Genomic DNA, 16,329 nt, shown 5'->3' on the forward strand with positions numbered 1-16,329 from the left:
TATGCACTCTACAGGAAAGGCCCACAAGGTCGGGTCGAACATTGATACGGACGCCATCATCCCCGCGCGCTTTTTGGTGACGACGGATGAGGCCGAACTTGGCGCAAACTGCATGGAAGGCCTTGAAGCGGGCTGGGTGGAGCGTGTCTCCCCCGGCGACATCATGGTCGCGGGCCCGAACTTCGGGTGCGGCTCCAGCCGCGAGCATGCCCCCATCGCCATTAAGGGCGCGGGCATTCCGGTTGTAGTGGCGCACAGCTTTGCACGCATCTTCTACCGCAACGGCTTCAACATGGGGCTGACCCTTGTCGAAATCGGCGACGACGTGGACCGCATCGCGGACGGCGACACCATCGAGGTGGACACCGACGCAGGCATCATCAAAAATACCACCACCGGCGAGGAAATCCCCTGCCGCCCGGTGCCGCCCTTTATGCAGGAACTGCTGAACGCGGGCGGCTTGGTCAATTATGTGCGTGAACGCTTGGCAGGCAAGGAGGGACGCCATGAAGCCGTATAATATCCGTTTGCTCCCCGGCGATGGCATCGGTCCGGAAATCATCGCGCAGGCGCGCCGCGTGCTGGACGCCGTGGCCGAGCGCTTTGGCCGCAGGTTTTTTGCCGAGGAGTCCCTTATCGGTGGCGCCGCCATTGACGCCACTGGCGATCCCTTGCCGCAGGCGACCATTGACGCCTGCGTTGGCGCGGACGCTGTGCTGCTTGGCGCCGTAGGCGGTCCTAAGTGGGACGACGATCCTACCATCCGCCCGGAGCGCGGCCTGCTCGGCATCCGCAAGGCCATGGGGCTGTTTGCCAATGTGCGCCCGGCCAAGCTGTTTCCGCAGCTGCGCGGCGCGTGCTACCTGCGTGAGGACATCGTGGAACGCGGCATTGACGTGATGGTGGTCCGCGAGCTGACGGGCGGCATCTATTTTGGCGAGCCGCGCGGCGAGAGCGTGGAGCATGGCGAGCGTATGGGTTACAACACCATGGTCTACCGCGAGAGCGAAATCCGCCGCATTGCCGAGGTAGCGTTCACCGCCGCGCGCACGCGCTCCGGCCGGGTGTGCAGTGTGGACAAGGCCAACGTCCTCGACGTCTCCCGCGTGTGGCGCGATGTGGTCACGGAGACCGCCAAGCACTATTCCGACGTGGAGCTGTCGCACATGTATGTGGACAATGCCGCCATGCAGCTGGTGCGCGACCCTTCGCAGTTTGACGTCATCGTCACGGGCAACCTGTTTGGCGATATCCTCTCGGACGAGGCCTCCGTGATTACCGGCTCCATCGGCATGCTGCCTTCGGCGTCCCTTGGCGCAGAAGGCCCCGGCCTGTACGAGCCTATCCACGGCTCCGCCCCGGATATTGCCGGGCAGGACAAGGCCAATCCGCTGGCGACCATTTTGTCCGTGGCCATGATGCTGCGCCTGACCCTTGGCCTGACCGAGGAGGCCGACGCCATCGAGCAGGCGGTTTCCGAGGTGCTCACCGCGGGCTACCGCACGGGCGACATTATGGAAGAGGGCAAGACCCTTGTCGGTTGTACGGAGATGGGCACCCACGTTGTTAACGCCTTCCTGCGCGCAGGGGCATAAAGGATTTTGGGGATCAGCGGGTATGGCCGCTGGTCCTCCCGCGCTGCTCCGGGCGGACGCCTTTGGGAGTCCCGGGCGTACGAAGCGGCGCGGCCGTTGACGCATGACCTGGCACGACGCCAAATATGCTGTGACGCGCTGGGCGATCCCCGGCGCATCCGGTGCAGATACCGGAGAACACCGTGACCCGGGCGGTCATGGCGCACTCTCCACATCAGGGAAGGGAGACGGCTCCCTGCACGGGTTTCGATTCGCGATGGCTGCATCGCTCTAGGGGTACATGAGCGATGCAGCGCCACTGCCCGGCGACGATCTCGCCGGGGACGCACCCGTGCTGCCGCGACATGCCGCGTTTGACGGCCTGCACGGCGAAACGATCAGGCAACTCTGAGCGACACCATTTTTCGACGCATAGAAGGGAAGGGTGACCGCGGGCCGGAGAAATTTTTCCGGCACAATTCGGGGCGCACAGCGTCCCGGGAGTTGAACACAAGCGCAAAACGGTATACCCGAAAGGTCGCCCGGCCTTTCGGGTAATCCATTTCCAAGGAAACACAACACACCTATGTCCAGAATCTCCATTCAGAACCTGTCCAAGTCCTTTGGTGGACGCGATTTGTTTGAAGCCTTCTCCCTTGAGGTCACCTCGGGGATGCGGTTGGCCGTTGTCGGCCCCAACGGCTGCGGCAAGTCCACCTTCATCAAGATTCTTGCCGGGCTGGAAGCGTCGGACACCGGCGACGTCAACCTGCCCAAGGGCGCGCAGTTCGGCTACTCCATGCAGGAGCTTGCGCCGGAGGACCTGAAGCGGCCGGTTTTGGACTTTGTGCTGGATGTACTGCCCTCGTGGCGCGAATTCTGGGACGAGTGGGAAGCCGCCACCGCCAAGGACGACAAGGCCGCGCTGGCGCGCCTTGCGCAGGAGCAGGCGCATCTGGAGCATACGTACGGCTACAACCCGGAGCATAAGGCCAAGGCCGTGCTCTCGGGCCTTGGCTTTGCCGAGGAGAAATGGGGGCAGACGCTGGAAGTCCTTTCCGGCGGCTGGCGCGAGCGCGCCAAGCTGGCCCGCATCCTTGTTGCCGGGGCGGACGTGCTGCTCCTTGACGAGCCTACCAACCATCTGGACCTTGAGGCCGTGGAGTGGCTGGAGGAATACCTGCGCGACTTTGAGGGTGCGCTTGTCTTTGTGGCGCACGACAGGGTCTTCCTCGACCGCGTGTCCACGCATGTGCTCTATCTTGGCGGCCAGCGCGCGGTGGTGCGTCCCGGCACGTTTACGCAGTTCCTCAGCTGGTATGCGGAGACGGAAGAGCAGCGCAAGCGCGAAGAACGCCGCGTGGCCGAAGAAATTGAGCGCAAAATGGATTTTGTGCGGCGCTTTCAGTACAAGGCGACCAAGGCCAGACAGGCCAACAGCATGAAGAAACAGGTCGCCAAGATGGAAAAGGAACTGGAAGGCCTGCGCCCTGCCTCAAAGAAGCAGAAGGAACTCCAATTCTCTTGGCCCACGCCCGCGCGCGGCAACAAGACGCCGCTGTCCGTGGTGGACCTCAGCATGGGCTTTGGCGATGGACCAAGCCTGTGGGAGAAGCTCTCCTTTAATATTTACGACGGCCAAAAGGTCGCCCTTGCCGGCCCCAACGGCTGCGGCAAGTCCACACTGCTCAAGTGCATCATGGGCGAACTGCCGCCGCGCGGCGGCAGTGTGGAGATTGGCTCCAACATGGTGGTGGGCTACTACAGCCAGCATCAGGCCGATACCCTCGACCTCGACAAGCCCGCCCTTGCCGAAATCCGCCGCCTGTCCGACCCCCGCACCACGGAGGAGGAACTGCGCAGCGTGCTGGGCCTCTTCCTGCTGGGCGAGGAGTACTGGGAGCGCAAAGTTCGCGAGCTGTCCGGCGGCGAGAAGAACCGCCTCATCCTCGCGACGCTGTTCCTCAAGCGCGCGAATCTGCTCATCCTTGACGAACCCACCAACCACTTGGACCTTGAAAGCCGCGACGCACTCATGGAAGCGCTGAAGGACTTCCCCGGTACCATCCTGATGGTGGCGCACGATAGGCATCTGCTGTCCGAGGTGGCGGAGCAGGTGTGGTGGCTGCGCTCCGAGGGCGTGGAGGTGTTCCTTGACGGCTACACGGGCTACGACCGCGCCCGAAAGGCCGAAGCCAAGGGCGAAACCGGCGACGAGGCCGCGCCCGGCGAGGAGGAAAAGCCCCTCAGCCGCGCCGAGGCCAAAGCCATGAAGCGCAAGCAGGCCGAGGCGCGCAACGCCATCTACCGGATTCTGAGGCCCAAGCAGGACGAGTATGCGGCCATGGAGGCCGAGTTTGAGACCCTGCTGGAAGAGCAGGGCGAGGTGGAGCAGATGCTGGCCGACCCGGACGTCTACGCCGATGTGGCGCGCTCCACGGAGCTGATGAAGCGCTTTAAGGAGCTTCAGGACGTGTCCGAGCGCAAGCTGGAGGCGCTGGAAGCGCTGGAAGCGGAAATCGCCAAGCTGGAGGCCGAGCGCGAGGCGCTGAGCGGTGCTTGATTTTCGGGAAGTTACGTCCTAACCTCACCTGTTCATTTAACCAACTTTTAGCGGAGCGATTGGATGCCAGACGCCGTAGACGTTGTTGCCGGAATCCTCTGGCGCGATGGTCAGTTCCTCGCCGTGGAGCGCCCGGAGGGCAAGCCGCAGGCTGGCTACTGGGAATTCCCCGGCGGCAAGGTGGAGCCGGGTGAAACGCCGCAGGCCGCCCTTGTGCGCGAATTGCAGGAGGAGCTGGGGCTCACGCCCACAGCGTTCACCTTCTGGCAGGAAAAGACCCACGCCTACGAGCACATCCGTGTGCGGCTCCTCTTTTTCCATGTTACGGCCTTCACCGGCGACATTGTCGCCAATGAGGGGCACCGCTGGCAGTGGCTCACGCCCGGAGCCACAAACGGCGCGCCCTTTCTGGAGGCGGATACGGAAATTGTGGCCGAACTGGCGGACAATTGCCCAAGGAGCAGGACGTGCGCATAAGGGACCTTATCGCCCGTGGCGAACAATTCCTCTCGCTGGAATTCTTCCCCCCAAAGGACGAGAGCGCGTGGCCGTCGTTTTTCCAGACGGTGGACCGCCTCAAAGCCGTGCATCCGCTGTTTGTGTCCGTAACCTACGGCGCTGGCGGCGGCACGCAGCACAATACCCTTGAAATCGTCCGGCGGATGAAACGGGACCATGGGCTGGAGCCCATGGCGCACCTGACCTGCGTTGGCGCGGACGAGGAGCGCATTGGCGCGTTTTTGTCCGAGCTGCAGGCCGCAGGCGTGGACAATGTGCTGGCCCTGCGCGGCGACCCGCCGCACGGCATGGAGACATTTACGCCCGATAACGAGGCCTTTGCCCATGCCTCGGACCTTGTCACCTTCATCCGTGGCCGGTGCCCGGAGATGGGCGTGGCCGTGGCGGGCTACCCTGAAGGCCACCCCGAGTGCATGACCTTCCGTGAGGACTACGGCTACCTGAAACACAAGGTGGACGCGGGCGCGGACTTCATCATGACGCAGCTGTTCTTCGACAACAGGCTGTACTGGAATTTTGTGGACCTTATGCGGGATATGGGCGTTGATAAGCCTATTATCCCGGGCGTACTGCCAATCATGAGCCTGCAGTCCGTCAAGCGCATTCTTGGTTTTTGCGGCGCCAGCATCCCCGGCAAGTTTTTGCTGGAGCTTGAGGCCGCGGACGCCGAAGGCGGACCCAAGGCGGCGTACGAAGTCGGAATGCGCTGGGCGCGCCAGCAGGTGCGCGAGCTGCTTGATGGCGGCGCACCGGGCGTCCATCTGTATACGTTGAACAAGGCTGAAGCCGTTCTGGATATTGTTGACTCACTGGGCAGTGTGCCGCGCGCATCTGCCTGAACATGATTTCCCGCCGGAATCGCAACACCGGCGGAAGGAGAGTATTCGCAATGGAGAGGGATTCTTTTGTCGTAGCGGTCGTCGGAGCAACAGGAGCCGTTGGGCGCGAGATGCTCAAGACGCTGAAGGCGCGCAACTTCCCCGCGTGTGAGATTATTCCGCTGGCATCCAGCCGCTCCGCCGGTACCAAGGTGCCCTACGGCGACGACGAGCTTGTTGTGCGTGAGCTGGGCGAGCATTCTTTTGAGGGCGTGGACATCGCGCTCTTTTCCGCCGGTGGTTCCGTGTCCGAGGAGTACGCCCCCATCGCCGCCCGTTCCGGCTGCGTGGTGGTGGACAACTCCAGCGCATGGCGCATGGATGAGGAGACCCCGCTGGTCGTGCCCGAAGTGAACCCGCATGACCTCGACTGGCACACTGGCATCATCGCCAACCCCAATTGCTCCACCATCCAGATGGTGGTTGTGCTCAAGCCCATTCACGACGCCGCCACCATCCGCCGCGTTGTGGTCTCCACCTATCAGGCGGTGTCCGGCGCCGGGCAGAAGGCCATGGACGAGCTCACCGATCAGGTGAAAAAGATGTACAACTTCGACATGGAATCCATTGATCCGAAGTACTTCCAGTACCGCATCGCCTTCAACTGCCTGCCGCATATCGATCGCTTCCTTGAGAACGACTACACCAAGGAAGAGATGAAAATGGTGCACGAGACGCGCAAAATCCTCGGCGACGACAGCATTGGCGTGTCCCCCACGGCGGTGCGCGTGCCCGTGTACATCGGCCACAGCGAGTCCGTGAATATTGAAACCGTGGACAAGCTGTCCGCCCGTGACTGCCGCGCGCTGCTCTCGCAGGCTCCCGGCATCACCGTGCAGGACAACCCCGAGGAAAATATCTACCCCATGGCTATTGAGGCCGTTGACGAGGACGCAACCTTTGTTGGCCGCATCCGCGACGACGAAACCATCGCCAATGGTTTGAACATGTGGATCGTTGCGGACAACCTGCGCAAGGGCGCGGCCCTGAACGCCGTGCAGATTGCCGAGACGCTCGTGGAGCGCGAACTCGTCCGCGTGCCCTAAGTAGTACAAGAGAAGGAGAGGGACATGATTCCCGTGTTGGATTCCGATGATTACCTGAAGAAGATGCTGTCCGTACGACGCCCCGGCGCCGAAGACGTACGGGCGTTCTACGAGCACCGCCTCGGCGCCATTTGTACGGATCCAAAGCTCATGCTGATGCCGTGGGACGACCACCTCGTCCACCGCGGCGACGGCGTCTTCGAAACGCTGAAGTTCCTTGACCGCAAGATGTATCAGGTGGACCCGCACATCAAGCGCATGCAGCGCTCGGCGGAATCCATCAAGCTGACGCCACCCTGTACGTGGGAGCGCCTGCGCGAGATCATCTTTGAGGTCGCCAAGGCCTCCGGCGAGGACGACGGCCTTGTCCGCGTCCTGCTTGGCCGCGGCCCCGGCGGCTTCGGCATTGATGTTCGGGAATGTCCCATCCCCAGCTTGTACGTGGTGGCCTACCGCTTCCAGCCCAAGCCGTCCGAGTGGTACGAAAAGGGCGCAACCGCCTTTAGGACAAGCTATCCGGCCAAGCAGGGGTGGATTGCCACCATTAAGTCCGTGGACTACCTGCCCAATACCCTCATGAAGCACGAGGCCACGGAAAAGGGCTACGATTACCCCATCTGCTTCGACGAGCACGACTTCCTTGCGGAAGGTGCCACGGAGAATATGTGCATTGTGGACCAGTCCGGCACCATCATTGTGCCGGAGTTTGAACGCGCGCTGCCCGGAACAACGCTGTTCCGCGCCCTTGATTTGCTTCAGGGCGAAATTCCTGTGCAGATTCGCAAGATTCAGGAAAACGAACTGTACATGGCGCGGGAGATTCTGGTCCTTGGCACCACGGGCGATTGTCTGAGCATTGTTCGCTATAACGGCAAACCCATTCAGGACGTGCGCCCCGGCCCGGTTTCGCAGAAGCTGCGTGAACTGCTCCTGAACGACATGAAGGAAAACGGCGAGGCCTTTTAGGCCTGCATCCGCGCCGCGCCATGCGGCGAAAGCACAGCATACGACCAACGACGCGCCGGAGCGGGAGACCGCTCCGGCGTCATCGTCCAAAGGCCGCGAGGGCGGCGCAGGAATTCGACCACCATGCAGCATCAGATGACCATCCTCCAGCTGGACCTTGGCCGCGAATGGCGCGGCGGCCAGCGGCAGGTTCTCTACCTTGGACGGCACCTTGCCGCCTCGCGCGAGTATCGCCCCGTGATAGCCGCGCCGGACGGCAGTCCGCTCCTCGATTGCGCCCGAGAGGAGGGCATCCAGACCGTTCCGCTGCCGTCCCGGTTCGAGTGGCATCCGGCCACGCTGTTGTTCCTGCGGACGCTCATTCGCCGCGAGCGCGTGGACTGTTTGCACACGCACTGCGCGCGCAGTGCCTCCCTTGGCGCGACCCTCAAGGTGTTGTGCGGCGGTGGGCCTCTACTTGTGCACTCACGCCGTGTGTCCTACCGCTTGGGGCGCGGGTGGAGCCGGAAAAAGTACGCCATTGGCGACGCCGTGGTCGGTGTGAGCGCGGAGATTGCCCAGTCCCTGCGTGACTCTGGGCTGCGGTCAGAGGCGGTTTCCGTCATCCACAGCGGCATTGACCCCACGCGCTACGGCGCGCGCAAGGAACGCCCGGATGGTCCCTTGCGTATTGGCCTTATCGGCGCGCTGACGCCCCAGAAAGGGCACACTGTGTTTTTGGACGCGCTGGCGGATCTTGCCGGGCGCAGTGGTGTGCCGGAGTGGGAAGGCATCATTGTTGGCGACGGTCCGCTTCGCGGCGAGCTTGAAGAGCGCGCCGCGCACCTTGGCCTTCGTAAGCAGGTGCACTTTGCGGGCTACCGCGAGAGCCGTGAGATGCTTCCGGGCTTTGATATTTTGGCCGTGCCCAGCGTAGATGGCGAAGGCTCCAGCGGCGTTATCAAGGAAGGCTGGGCCTGCGGCGTGCCCGTGGTCACATCCGACCTGCCGTCCAATCTGGAGCTGGTGCAGGACGGCGAGAACGGCCGCGCCTTTTCCTCCGGCAATGGAGCGGCGCTGGCGGATGCGCTGGCCAGCATGGCCGCGGACCTGCAGGGCGGCGGCGAAGCCTGCGCCGCGCTTGTGCGCGGCGGCTCCAAACGGCTGGAGTTCTTTACGGATGAAGCCATGGCCAAGGCGTATATGGCGCTGTACGCCGTACTCAATGGCGATGGGCGCGCGTGTGGCGCGGTGTAGACAGCCGCCGCACCAATGACATTTCCCCAAACGGCCAGCGGCCCCGGAGTCCTTGGACTTCGGGGCCGCTGGCCGTTTGGGGTGAAGGGGCAGGGCCGCGCCGCCCCGCGCGCGGGTCACTTTTCGTGGGACCAGCCCGCAAGGCAGTGCGCCCCGGCGAGTACGCTCTGGACGTGCAGGGCGGCGTCTTCTTTGGCTTTGGCCTCCACCATGAGGTCGGCGTCAAAGGTGAGCGTGGAGCACAAGTCCATGATGTCGGCATCCTCGATGGTGTCCGCGTGTTTGCCTGTTCGCGCGCCAAGCATCTGCGACGAGAGGTGGACCTTGGGGCGGCCATGCTCCGGGGAGTGCGCCCACAGGGCGGCGGCGCGGCCCAGCAGTGCGGGCAGGTCGTCGCAGGGCAAGAGCCGGTGGTGGAAGATATCGAAGACGGGCGGCGTACCCGTGCGTTCACAGAGTTGAACAATGGCGTCGAAGGCGTAGGTCTTTTCGTCGTTTTCCAGCACCAGTCTGCGGCGCAGATGCTGAGGCAGAGCAAGGATGGCGTCGCCCATGCGCGTCAGGGACGCTTCTGGTTCGCCGTAGGCCGCCCCGCCATGCAGAATGACCTTGTGGCTGGGGTCAAGGCCCATCAGGTCCAGCACGCGGCAGGAGTAGGCCAGTTCGGCCTGCGCGCTGGTTCGCACGTCCTCGCGCGGGGAGTTGAGCACGGCATATTGGCCGGGATGCATGGAAAAGCGAAAGCCCTTGGCGGCGTACTCCGCGCCGATGGCGGCAAGCAGCGGGGCGAGGGGCGTTTCCCAGTCGAACTCCGGGTTGCCGAGGACGGCGGGGTGCGAGGCAAAGGGCACAAGGCTTTGCCCAAGGCGCAGCATGCGAAAGCCGCGCGGCTCCATCCATTCTAGGATGGCGCGCATCTCGCGGATGTTGCGCTCTGCGGCGTCCAGCAGGCGCTGCGGGGAAAGGCTGGAAAGACGGAAGGTGCGGTTGGTGGACAGGCCGAGCCCGCGTGTGACGCAGGCCCAGCCGATGCGGTGAATCATATTGGGAATGTCCTACTGCTTGGACTGGTAGGTGTCCTCGACCTTTTGCATGGCGTCCAGCTTCCAGTGGGAGTGCGGATCGTCCGCGCCGCAGACGAACTTCCAAACGTCCTGCACTTTTTTGGTTTCGCTGTCTGCGCCCTCGCGCAGGGTGACGTCGAAAAGGACCGTCGCCTCCTGCGTGACGCCGTCGTTGCGGCGTTCTACGAGGCTGGCGTTCACCAGCAGCAGTTCCGCACGGGGCGGGCGGGTTTCCTCCTCGGCGCGGCGGAGGAACTCCTCATGCGCGCGGGGGGTGGTAAAGTGGACAAGGTCGTCAAGGTCGCGCGCGTCCCACGATTCGCGGATGCGGGCATAGGCCATCTTGGCCCCGGAGAGGAATTCCTTGGGGTCGAAATCGCCGCGCAGGGCTTGCGCGCGGTTTTCCGGCTCTTCGTCTTCGTCCGGTTCGTCGCGGAGCATGTCCCACGCGCGTTCGGCGCGCTTGTAGGCATCCGTGGCACGGCGCTTCATTGCTTCATCCTGTGCGGAGTCGTCACCGTCGTGCTTCTTCGCGGCCAGAAAGCGCAAAAGCAAAAAGATGCAGATGATGATAAGAAGAATGTCGAGAGGTGTCAGCAGCATGGACGGTCCTTGGACGGTTGGGATGTATTAAAGGAGGCCAAGGTTCTTGAGCAGTTTCAAGAACAGTTCGCGGTCGATGGGTTTGGGGACGTATGACGTTGCCCCGCCTCGATAATAGGCTTCCACCACATTCTGCGGGTCGTCAAGGGCGGTGGTCATGACGATGCGTGCTTCATTGGCTTGACTGATGCCGTGCTCGTGTTCCAGTTTACGGATGGCTTTCAGCGCCTCCTGCCCGTCCATCTCTGGCATCATGATGTCCAGACAGATGAGGACGTAGGGGGCGTCATCGGCAAGGGCCTGGCGGACGGCGTCTATGGCTTCCTTGCCATTTACCACCGTGTCCACACTACCGTATGGTTCCAAAATGCGTTCCAGCAGTTTGCTGCTGGTAAAGTCATCTTCAACGATGAGCACTCGCACGGTGAACTCCAACTGAGGTTTAAATCATGCACAGCGATTGTTTTACCGGATTATGCCATGCAAGGCGCAGGAAGTACAATGGGCAATTTTCCCAGAGGCGTCAGGTAGGCATTTTCCTGTCTGGGAGAAGCGCGGGGGCCCCGGGCGGGTTGGGGGCAGCACATGGCGCGCATTGACACCGAGGCGCGGGTGCGTACCCAGTGTTTTCTTGGCGCGTGCCTCGCCGGTGGCGCGGCCGGAGTCATGGGGGTGGCCTATGGCGACGTGTCGCAAGGGTACTTTGTATCGGGAGTGCTCGGGGCGTTTTTCGTTTTGCTTGCAGGGCATGGTGGCGGATTTGCCGGTATGCTGGTGTCCGGCGCGTGGACTTGGATGCGCCACAAGCAGGTTCCGGACTACGCAACCGACGGCGTGATGCTGTTTGGCGCGTTTGGCGCGTTTTTGGGCATCGTTGGCGGGTTGGTGGCCGGACAGTGGTCCGAACTGCGTCTGTGGGCGTCCTGCGGGGCGCTTGGGGGCGGCGTGCTGGCCGGGTTGTCCGGTGGTGTGGCGGATATGATGTTTTGGCTGCTGGTTGTGGAGCGGCTGCCTGCCGCGCGTGCCGGGAGGCCCCAGCGGCGGCTGCTTGGCAGCCAGCGCATGGATCCTGGCGCAGTGCCGCCACCAGCGCAGGATGATGACGACACCTCTTCATAATGCCGAGAAGGGCGACGCCCTTCTCCTTTGAGAATGTGTAGACCCCGCAAGCCATGAGGCTTGCGGGGTCTCTTTTGGGGGGCTGTGGGCGTCAGTCGCGGGCGAGTGGGAGCCCGCGGTGGGAGACGCGTACGGAACTATTTCCAGCCGTGCATGTAGGTCCAGAACACAGCGCCGAGCTCAATGCCCTTTTGCTTGCCCTTGTCCGGGCCGTCGGGGGCGGGCATGGTCTTGTCGCCTTCGGTCAGTGCGGCAAAGCCCCACCAGCCTTCCTGCGGGCAGACAAAGGAGAAGACGCCGTTTTCATCAGCCATGGTGACGGCGGTTTCGTGGTAGTCGGTGGGGTTCTCAAAGCGGCCCTTGTTGTAGAGCTCTACCTCGACGGTGGCGCCGGGGACGGGCTTGCCGTCACGCAGGACGCGGCCGGTGAAGATGCCACCGGCGTAGTTGCCGAAGGGGCGGGTCAGGGGCACGATTTCGGTCTTGAGGCCGATGGGGGCGTCCCAGCCCTCGTCGCCGCCGTAGGCGGGCACGCTGACCTTGGTGTAGTGGATGATGAAGCAGTCTTCAGCGGGCTCCCAGTAGGGCTTGGGCTCCATGAAGAAGGAGTACACGCCGGGGCGCTTGAAGGTGTAGTCCGCCTTCCATGCAGTGTGGTCCATCACGCTGGTTTTGTGCAGGGTCCCGCTCAGGTCCGTAACGGTTCCGCCGAAGGCGACGCCGAACCGTGCGGGCTTGACCAGCTCCATGCCTTGTCCCGCAAAGGGGTGGGAGAAGGAACACGTTACGCCGATGGTCTTCTGATGCATGGTGGCGTCCGGCTGGGACGGGATAACCATGCCGAAGTGCGCAAAGGCCGTTCCGCACAGGCACAGAGTGAGGGCAAGAGCCGTTACAACACGAGAAACATACCGAAACATATCGCCTCCTTGAATGTGAAACCGTTTCGCACTGCATACGATAATTTAAATTGTATGTAAATGGTGGCTCAAAATTAATAGCGGTATGAACGATATGCTGAAATCCTACGCCGGAGTAGGAGAATCACGCATCGGGGTGAGAAATGGATGCGAGAGATATAGGTGGGGCGCTTAAAAAAAGTTGCGGGGCAGAGGCAAGGGTGAGGCAAGCAGCAGGGGATGGAAGGTGGCAGGACACCTCGATGTACAAGCGCACAAGAGCCGCGCGCCGCAAGGAAATGGAGAGCGTTTGTGACGCACTCTGTGGTGTGTGGTTTATAGACGAGGGGTGGTGCAAGGAGGCACTACGGGGGAGAGTGAGGCAACGGTCCAAGCTGATGGCTTTTTTTATTGGATGGAGCAAAAAAAGGGAAAAAGGGGGGGCGCATCGCTGTAGGGCGCTGTGGGGGAAGGCATTTTGGCTGAAGAGAGAGCAGACTGATGAGGCGGCATTTGCAGTGAAATGGCCTCGGGGAACATGCGGCGGTGAGCGCGTGCCGCATAAACGAGAAATGCGCCAATCCTTTCGGATTGGCGCATTTTAGGGAAACCAGGCACCCAGAAACAACCGTTGCCGCTGCTCCCTTTCGGGCCTGACGGAGTTGGCGGCGTCCCTGCCGCCCGGTTTCCCTCGCGGACTGGCTTTATTGCTGATTTGTGCGGTACTGTCAAGGGATGATTTGTGAGAGAGTGGCGAAAGAGCGGCGCTTGGCAGGGCGCGCAGTGGTGCGGCCACCACGCGGCGCGGGCATAGCACGGGCAGGAGCAGTCAAGTGACACGGGCAAGTCAGCAAAAGCTCTCCGGATGGAGAGTGGTGTGCGTTATTCTCATGGCGGCGGGGGGGCTTCTCGGCGCGATAGAAATTGGACTGCGCCTTGGCGGGTATGGAGATTCGCGCCTTCGTGCGCAGTTTCCGCAGACGCACGAGCACGTGCGTGAGTTGCAGTGCATCTACGCCGACCTTGGCGCGCGGGCCGTGCGCGAGGCCGGGACAGTGCTGTATCGCTATAAGCCCGTCACCACGGCGCTGTACTCCATCAACAGCCTCGGCATTCGCGCGCAGGACGTGCCGCCTTCCAGGCCGCCGTGCGCCTTTCGTGTGATGGTCATGGGCGGGTCCACAGTGTGGGGGCCGCGTGTGGCAGACAACGCCACCATCCCCCAGCGGCTTGAAGCCCGCCTTCGCGCCGCGCTTTCCGCGCACCATGTGGAGGTCTACAACTGCGGCGTGGAGGGATTTTTCTTTCAGCAGGAGGTCGCCCTTGCGCAGCGCCTTGCGGACCGCATTCAGCCGAATCTGGTCATCTTTTACCACGGGGCCAACGACGTGCGCTCGGCTTTCCTGTACGGATACCAGCGCCTCACACCATTTGAGGAAGACTCCGAGACCTATTTTGCCCGCGGGCGTCAGCGCGGCATGACCAGCCGGGTGTGGGGTGTCATTATGGCTAGCCGCCTCGCGCGCCTTGCCCGTGATGTCAGGCGCAGCATCATGCAGTGGGTTGGGCCCGCAAAAGGCGCCACCTCGTTTGCACGGCCTCCGCGGACCATGCTCAGCCACCGGCAGAAGCAGCAGCGGCGCAACGAGCTCGTAGCCGGTTACGCGAGCGATAAGGCCGCCGTGGAAGCCTTTTTCGCCAAGCGCGGCGTGCCCGTGCTCTTTCTGCTCCAGCCACGGCTTGCCACCAAGGGCACCAAGACAGACCTTGAGCGCGGGTACGAACAAGACTTCGAGACCGCCAATCCCGGCTTTGCCGATTTTGTGGCCGCCACCTACAGTGCGCTTCAGGGTCGATTGCCAGACGTCGTGGACCTCTCAGGCATTTTCGACGCCGAGGAGGGCGAGATTTATTGGGATGTGGTGCACGTGAACCCCAAAGGGAATGATATCGCCGCGGAAGCGATTTTTCACGTATTGGAGGACAAGGGGTTGCTTGCGCATCGGCGGCGCAAGGGCGCCACGCGGTAAGGCACGGGGGATTGGGCACATCCGGCCCGTTCGCAGGCAATAAAAAAGCCCCGGCAGAAGCCGGGGCTGTATATTCGCTGGCGGAGAGGAGAGGATTTGAACCTCCGGTACCTTTCGGTACACACGCTTTCCAGGCGTGCTCCTTAAGCCGGACTCGGACACCTCTCCGCGTCGAGAGAGGCATACTTAAAGAAAACAGCGGCGCTTGGCAAGGGAAAAGTGACAAAAAGTCCACATTCACCGTGAAATTGTGGCAGGAGGGGCGCGCCGCGAGCGGGGCAGGGAGGCTGTGCATGCTGTAGGGGGGAGGAAAGGGGAAAAGGCATGCTCCGCAGGCTCAAGGGGCGTGGGCAGATTGTAATCCAAAACTGAACACTTGGCAGGAAGCCGCCTTCTCAGACTTGAACAAATAAAAAAGCCCATGCTAGCTGCTGGTTACCAGACCAAAACTCCACAAGGGAGCGCAACTGCATGGGCAAAAAACACCTTACGTTAGAGAAGCGCGAAATACTAGCCCGATTACTTTCTGAGGGCATGAGCATCCGAAAGATCGCCCATATTCTTGGCTTTAGCCCCTCAGCGATTAGTCAGGAAGTACGGAGAAACAGCTTGAAGGATGGGCGATATGTTCCAAAGTCGGCGCAGGAAAAAGCGCGGATACGTAGGCTTCGAGCCAACAGAGACCGCCAGCCTGTAGATACGGCTTTGTATGCGTATATTAAGGAAAAACTCAGCTTCTGCTGGTCTCCAGAACAGATCGTTGGCCGTTTGAGAAAAGATTTCCCGACTGCTCATCGAATGCGAATCAGCTTTAAAACGATCTACAATAAGATTTGTCCAGCAAAGGGTGCGCCTCGAACAGATTTTGTCCACTACAAGCAATACCTTCGGCGGAAGCATGCACGCACAAGAAGTTTTAGACATGGCAAGAGCCGAAGCGCTGCAGAGGTGAATCGCACCTTGCCTTCCATTGAACAGCGTCCATCAGTAGTCGATGAAAGAGCTCGGTTCGGTGACTGGGAAGGCGACCTAATATCAGGAAAAAGAGGAACAGGTTTCATTGCCACGTTTGTAGAACGTCTTACCGGCCTTACTTTAGCGTATCGATGCAAGGACAAGTCAAAGGCTACAGTATCCCATGCTATGGAATGTTTTATGAAGGATGTTCCAGGTGACTTGAGACGGACTATGACCCTTGACAGAGGTACGGAGTTCTTTGGCTATGAAGCCCTACAGTTGAAATACGAGACTAAATTCTATTTCTGTCACCCGCAGTGTCCACAAGAACGTGGCCTGAATGAGAATACAAACGGATTACTTCGGCAGTTCTTCCCTCGCAAAATGGATTTCAGAAAAATAAGCGAATTTGAATTAAAACATAAACTCCGACTGCTTGCAGACAGGCCGCGCAAGAAGTTTGGGTATAGCTCGACAATTGAAAAACTGCAGCAGCTTGGGCTTGAGGGCTGTGTTCAGTTTTGAATTGCAATTCACCGTGCCCCCTTGAGAATCCCATTTGCGCACATGCCGGTTGCCTTTGAATGGGTCGGCCGTCACCCCTGACGGCTCTCGTCCGTGTGGATGGGAGCGATTTTATTGGGGGGGGGGATTGGTGGTTCGGCCCAAGCGGTGAGAATCCCCGTTTGGGGTGGTTGCAAGAAAAGACAGAAGGCAAAAGACCCCGCCCACCCCCTTATTTTCAGGAGCGGCTTCCGCTCCTGAAAATCCTAAGGATTGTTAAGGAAATTATTTCCTTAACCAGCTCTGCTATCTTGATCTCTAAGGCCCTTCGTCCTTTCAGGTCGAATGACCTAAGAGCTCAAGTCGCTGGA

Annotated in this window: 15 protein-coding genes, 1 tRNA gene and 1 other RNA gene; 11 read left to right on the forward strand and 6 right to left on the reverse strand. The window is 61.3% G+C overall.

All coding sequences use genetic code 11. The features are described from left to right. Position 1 precedes the first annotated feature (1 nt). From ACYQ2T_RS05300 to ACYQ2T_RS05335, 8 genes are all read left to right on the forward strand, one after another. Entirely contained in the window at positions 2–520 is a 519-nt protein-coding gene (locus ACYQ2T_RS05300) for a 3-isopropylmalate dehydratase small subunit (protein ID WP_404844401.1), read from the forward strand. Next, positions 507–1,595, forward strand: a complete 1,089-nt coding sequence (gene leuB / locus ACYQ2T_RS05305) for a 3-isopropylmalate dehydrogenase (protein WP_459899029.1) — start codon at positions 507–509, stop codon at positions 1,593–1,595. Before ACYQ2T_RS05300 ends, leuB begins: the two co-directional genes overlap by 14 nt. Before the next feature lie 565 nt (positions 1,596–2,160). Then, positions 2,161–4,137 (forward strand): ABC-F family ATP-binding cassette domain-containing protein, encoded by a 1,977-nt coding sequence (locus ACYQ2T_RS05310; protein ID WP_459899031.1) that lies wholly within the window; start codon positions 2,161–2,163, stop codon positions 4,135–4,137. 63 nt (positions 4,138–4,200) lie between these two features. Beyond that, positions 4,201–4,614, forward strand: a complete 414-nt coding sequence (locus ACYQ2T_RS05315) for a (deoxy)nucleoside triphosphate pyrophosphohydrolase (RefSeq protein ID WP_459899033.1) — start codon at positions 4,201–4,203, stop codon at positions 4,612–4,614. After that, entirely contained in the window at positions 4,605–5,495 is an 891-nt protein-coding gene (gene metF / locus ACYQ2T_RS05320; protein ID WP_459899035.1) for a methylenetetrahydrofolate reductase [NAD(P)H], read from the forward strand. The genes ACYQ2T_RS05315 and metF overlap by 10 nt, the downstream gene beginning before the upstream one ends. A gap of 50 nt (positions 5,496–5,545) precedes the next feature. After that, positions 5,546–6,580, forward strand: coding sequence for an aspartate-semialdehyde dehydrogenase (locus ACYQ2T_RS05325; RefSeq protein ID WP_459899036.1), 1,035 nt, complete (start codon positions 5,546–5,548; stop codon positions 6,578–6,580). A gap of 24 nt (positions 6,581–6,604) precedes the next feature. Beyond that, the gene (locus ACYQ2T_RS05330; protein WP_459899038.1) at positions 6,605–7,546 is read left to right on the forward strand and encodes an aminotransferase class IV; all 942 of its coding nucleotides are present in this window, start codon (positions 6,605–6,607) and stop codon (positions 7,544–7,546) included. Positions 7,547–7,669: 123 nt separating this feature from the next. After that, entirely contained in the window at positions 7,670–8,782 is a 1,113-nt protein-coding gene (locus ACYQ2T_RS05335) for a glycosyltransferase (RefSeq protein WP_459899040.1), read from the forward strand. Positions 8,783–8,898: 116 nt separating this feature from the next. Here the strand turns inward: ACYQ2T_RS05335 and uvsE are convergent, their stop codons facing one another. The 3 genes from uvsE to ACYQ2T_RS05350 are packed head-to-tail and all read right to left on the reverse strand — an operon-like array spanning position 8,899 to position 10,872. After that, complete coding sequence (uvsE, locus tag ACYQ2T_RS05340; RefSeq protein ID WP_459899042.1) at positions 8,899–9,825, reverse strand: UV DNA damage repair endonuclease UvsE; 927 nt, start codon at positions 9,823–9,825, stop codon at positions 8,899–8,901. 12 nt (positions 9,826–9,837) lie between these two features. Continuing rightward, on the reverse strand, positions 9,838–10,449 hold the full coding sequence (locus tag ACYQ2T_RS05345; RefSeq protein WP_459899043.1) for a TIM44-like domain-containing protein: 612 nt from the start codon (positions 10,447–10,449) through the stop codon (positions 9,838–9,840). Between the two features lie 27 nt (positions 10,450–10,476). After that, entirely contained in the window at positions 10,477–10,872 is a 396-nt protein-coding gene (locus tag ACYQ2T_RS05350; protein WP_459899045.1) for a response regulator, read from the reverse strand. 162 nt (positions 10,873–11,034) lie between these two features. On the opposite strand from ACYQ2T_RS05350, the gene ACYQ2T_RS05355 reads away from it, so the two are divergent. Then, complete coding sequence (locus tag ACYQ2T_RS05355; RefSeq protein WP_459899047.1) at positions 11,035–11,568, forward strand: hypothetical protein; 534 nt, start codon at positions 11,035–11,037, stop codon at positions 11,566–11,568. A 137-nt stretch (positions 11,569–11,705) separates the two neighbouring features. On the opposite strand, the gene ACYQ2T_RS05360 is transcribed toward ACYQ2T_RS05355, so the two are convergent. Both ACYQ2T_RS05360 and ffs read right to left on the reverse strand, forming a co-directional pair. Further along, on the reverse strand, positions 11,706–12,488 hold the full coding sequence (locus ACYQ2T_RS05360) for a DUF4198 domain-containing protein (protein WP_459899049.1): 783 nt from the start codon (positions 12,486–12,488) through the stop codon (positions 11,706–11,708). Between the two features lie 577 nt (positions 12,489–13,065). Further along, an RNA gene (gene ffs / locus ACYQ2T_RS05365) (signal recognition particle sRNA small type) lies at positions 13,066–13,161 on the reverse strand. A 139-nt stretch (positions 13,162–13,300) separates the two neighbouring features. On the opposite strand from ffs, the gene ACYQ2T_RS05370 reads away from it, so the two are divergent. Beyond that, positions 13,301–14,497, forward strand: a complete 1,197-nt coding sequence (locus ACYQ2T_RS05370; RefSeq protein ID WP_459899051.1) for an SGNH/GDSL hydrolase family protein — start codon at positions 13,301–13,303, stop codon at positions 14,495–14,497. 78 nt (positions 14,498–14,575) lie between these two features. Here the strand turns inward: ACYQ2T_RS05370 and ACYQ2T_RS05375 are convergent. Then, positions 14,576–14,665, reverse strand: a tRNA-Ser gene (locus ACYQ2T_RS05375). A gap of 303 nt (positions 14,666–14,968) precedes the next feature. Here ACYQ2T_RS05375 and ACYQ2T_RS05380 point away from each other — a divergent pair. Further along, on the forward strand, positions 14,969–15,979 hold the full coding sequence (locus ACYQ2T_RS05380; RefSeq protein ID WP_459899053.1) for an IS30 family transposase: 1,011 nt from the start codon (positions 14,969–14,971) through the stop codon (positions 15,977–15,979). Positions 15,980–16,329 lie beyond the last annotated feature (350 nt).

The organism is Desulfobaculum senezii (genome assembly GCF_054657395.1).

Excerpts from the sequence above, each read along its gene's own strand:
- ACYQ2T_RS05300 (WP_404844401.1), top strand. The coding sequence starts at position 2 with ATGCACTCTACAGGAAAGGCCCACAAGGTCGGGTCGAACATTGATACG.
- leuB (WP_459899029.1), top strand. The coding sequence starts at position 507 with ATGAAGCCGTATAATATCCGTTTGCTCCCCGGCGATGGCATCGGTCCG.
- ACYQ2T_RS05310 (WP_459899031.1), top strand. The coding sequence starts at position 2,161 with ATGTCCAGAATCTCCATTCAGAACCTGTCCAAGTCCTTTGGTGGACGC.
- ACYQ2T_RS05315 (WP_459899033.1), top strand. The coding sequence starts at position 4,201 with ATGCCAGACGCCGTAGACGTTGTTGCCGGAATCCTCTGGCGCGATGGT.
- ACYQ2T_RS05325 (WP_459899036.1), top strand. The coding sequence starts at position 5,546 with ATGGAGAGGGATTCTTTTGTCGTAGCGGTCGTCGGAGCAACAGGAGCC.
- ACYQ2T_RS05330 (WP_459899038.1), top strand. The coding sequence starts at position 6,605 with ATGATTCCCGTGTTGGATTCCGATGATTACCTGAAGAAGATGCTGTCC.
- ACYQ2T_RS05335 (WP_459899040.1), top strand. The coding sequence starts at position 7,670 with ATGCAGCATCAGATGACCATCCTCCAGCTGGACCTTGGCCGCGAATGG.
- uvsE (WP_459899042.1), bottom strand. The coding sequence starts at position 9,825 with ATGATTCACCGCATCGGCTGGGCCTGCGTCACACGCGGGCTCGGCCTG.
- ACYQ2T_RS05345 (WP_459899043.1), bottom strand. The coding sequence starts at position 10,449 with ATGCTGCTGACACCTCTCGACATTCTTCTTATCATCATCTGCATCTTT.
- ACYQ2T_RS05355 (WP_459899047.1), top strand. The coding sequence starts at position 11,035 with ATGGCGCGCATTGACACCGAGGCGCGGGTGCGTACCCAGTGTTTTCTT.
- ACYQ2T_RS05360 (WP_459899049.1), bottom strand. The coding sequence starts at position 12,488 with ATGTTTCGGTATGTTTCTCGTGTTGTAACGGCTCTTGCCCTCACTCTG.
- ACYQ2T_RS05380 (WP_459899053.1), top strand. The coding sequence starts at position 14,969 with ATGGGCAAAAAACACCTTACGTTAGAGAAGCGCGAAATACTAGCCCGA.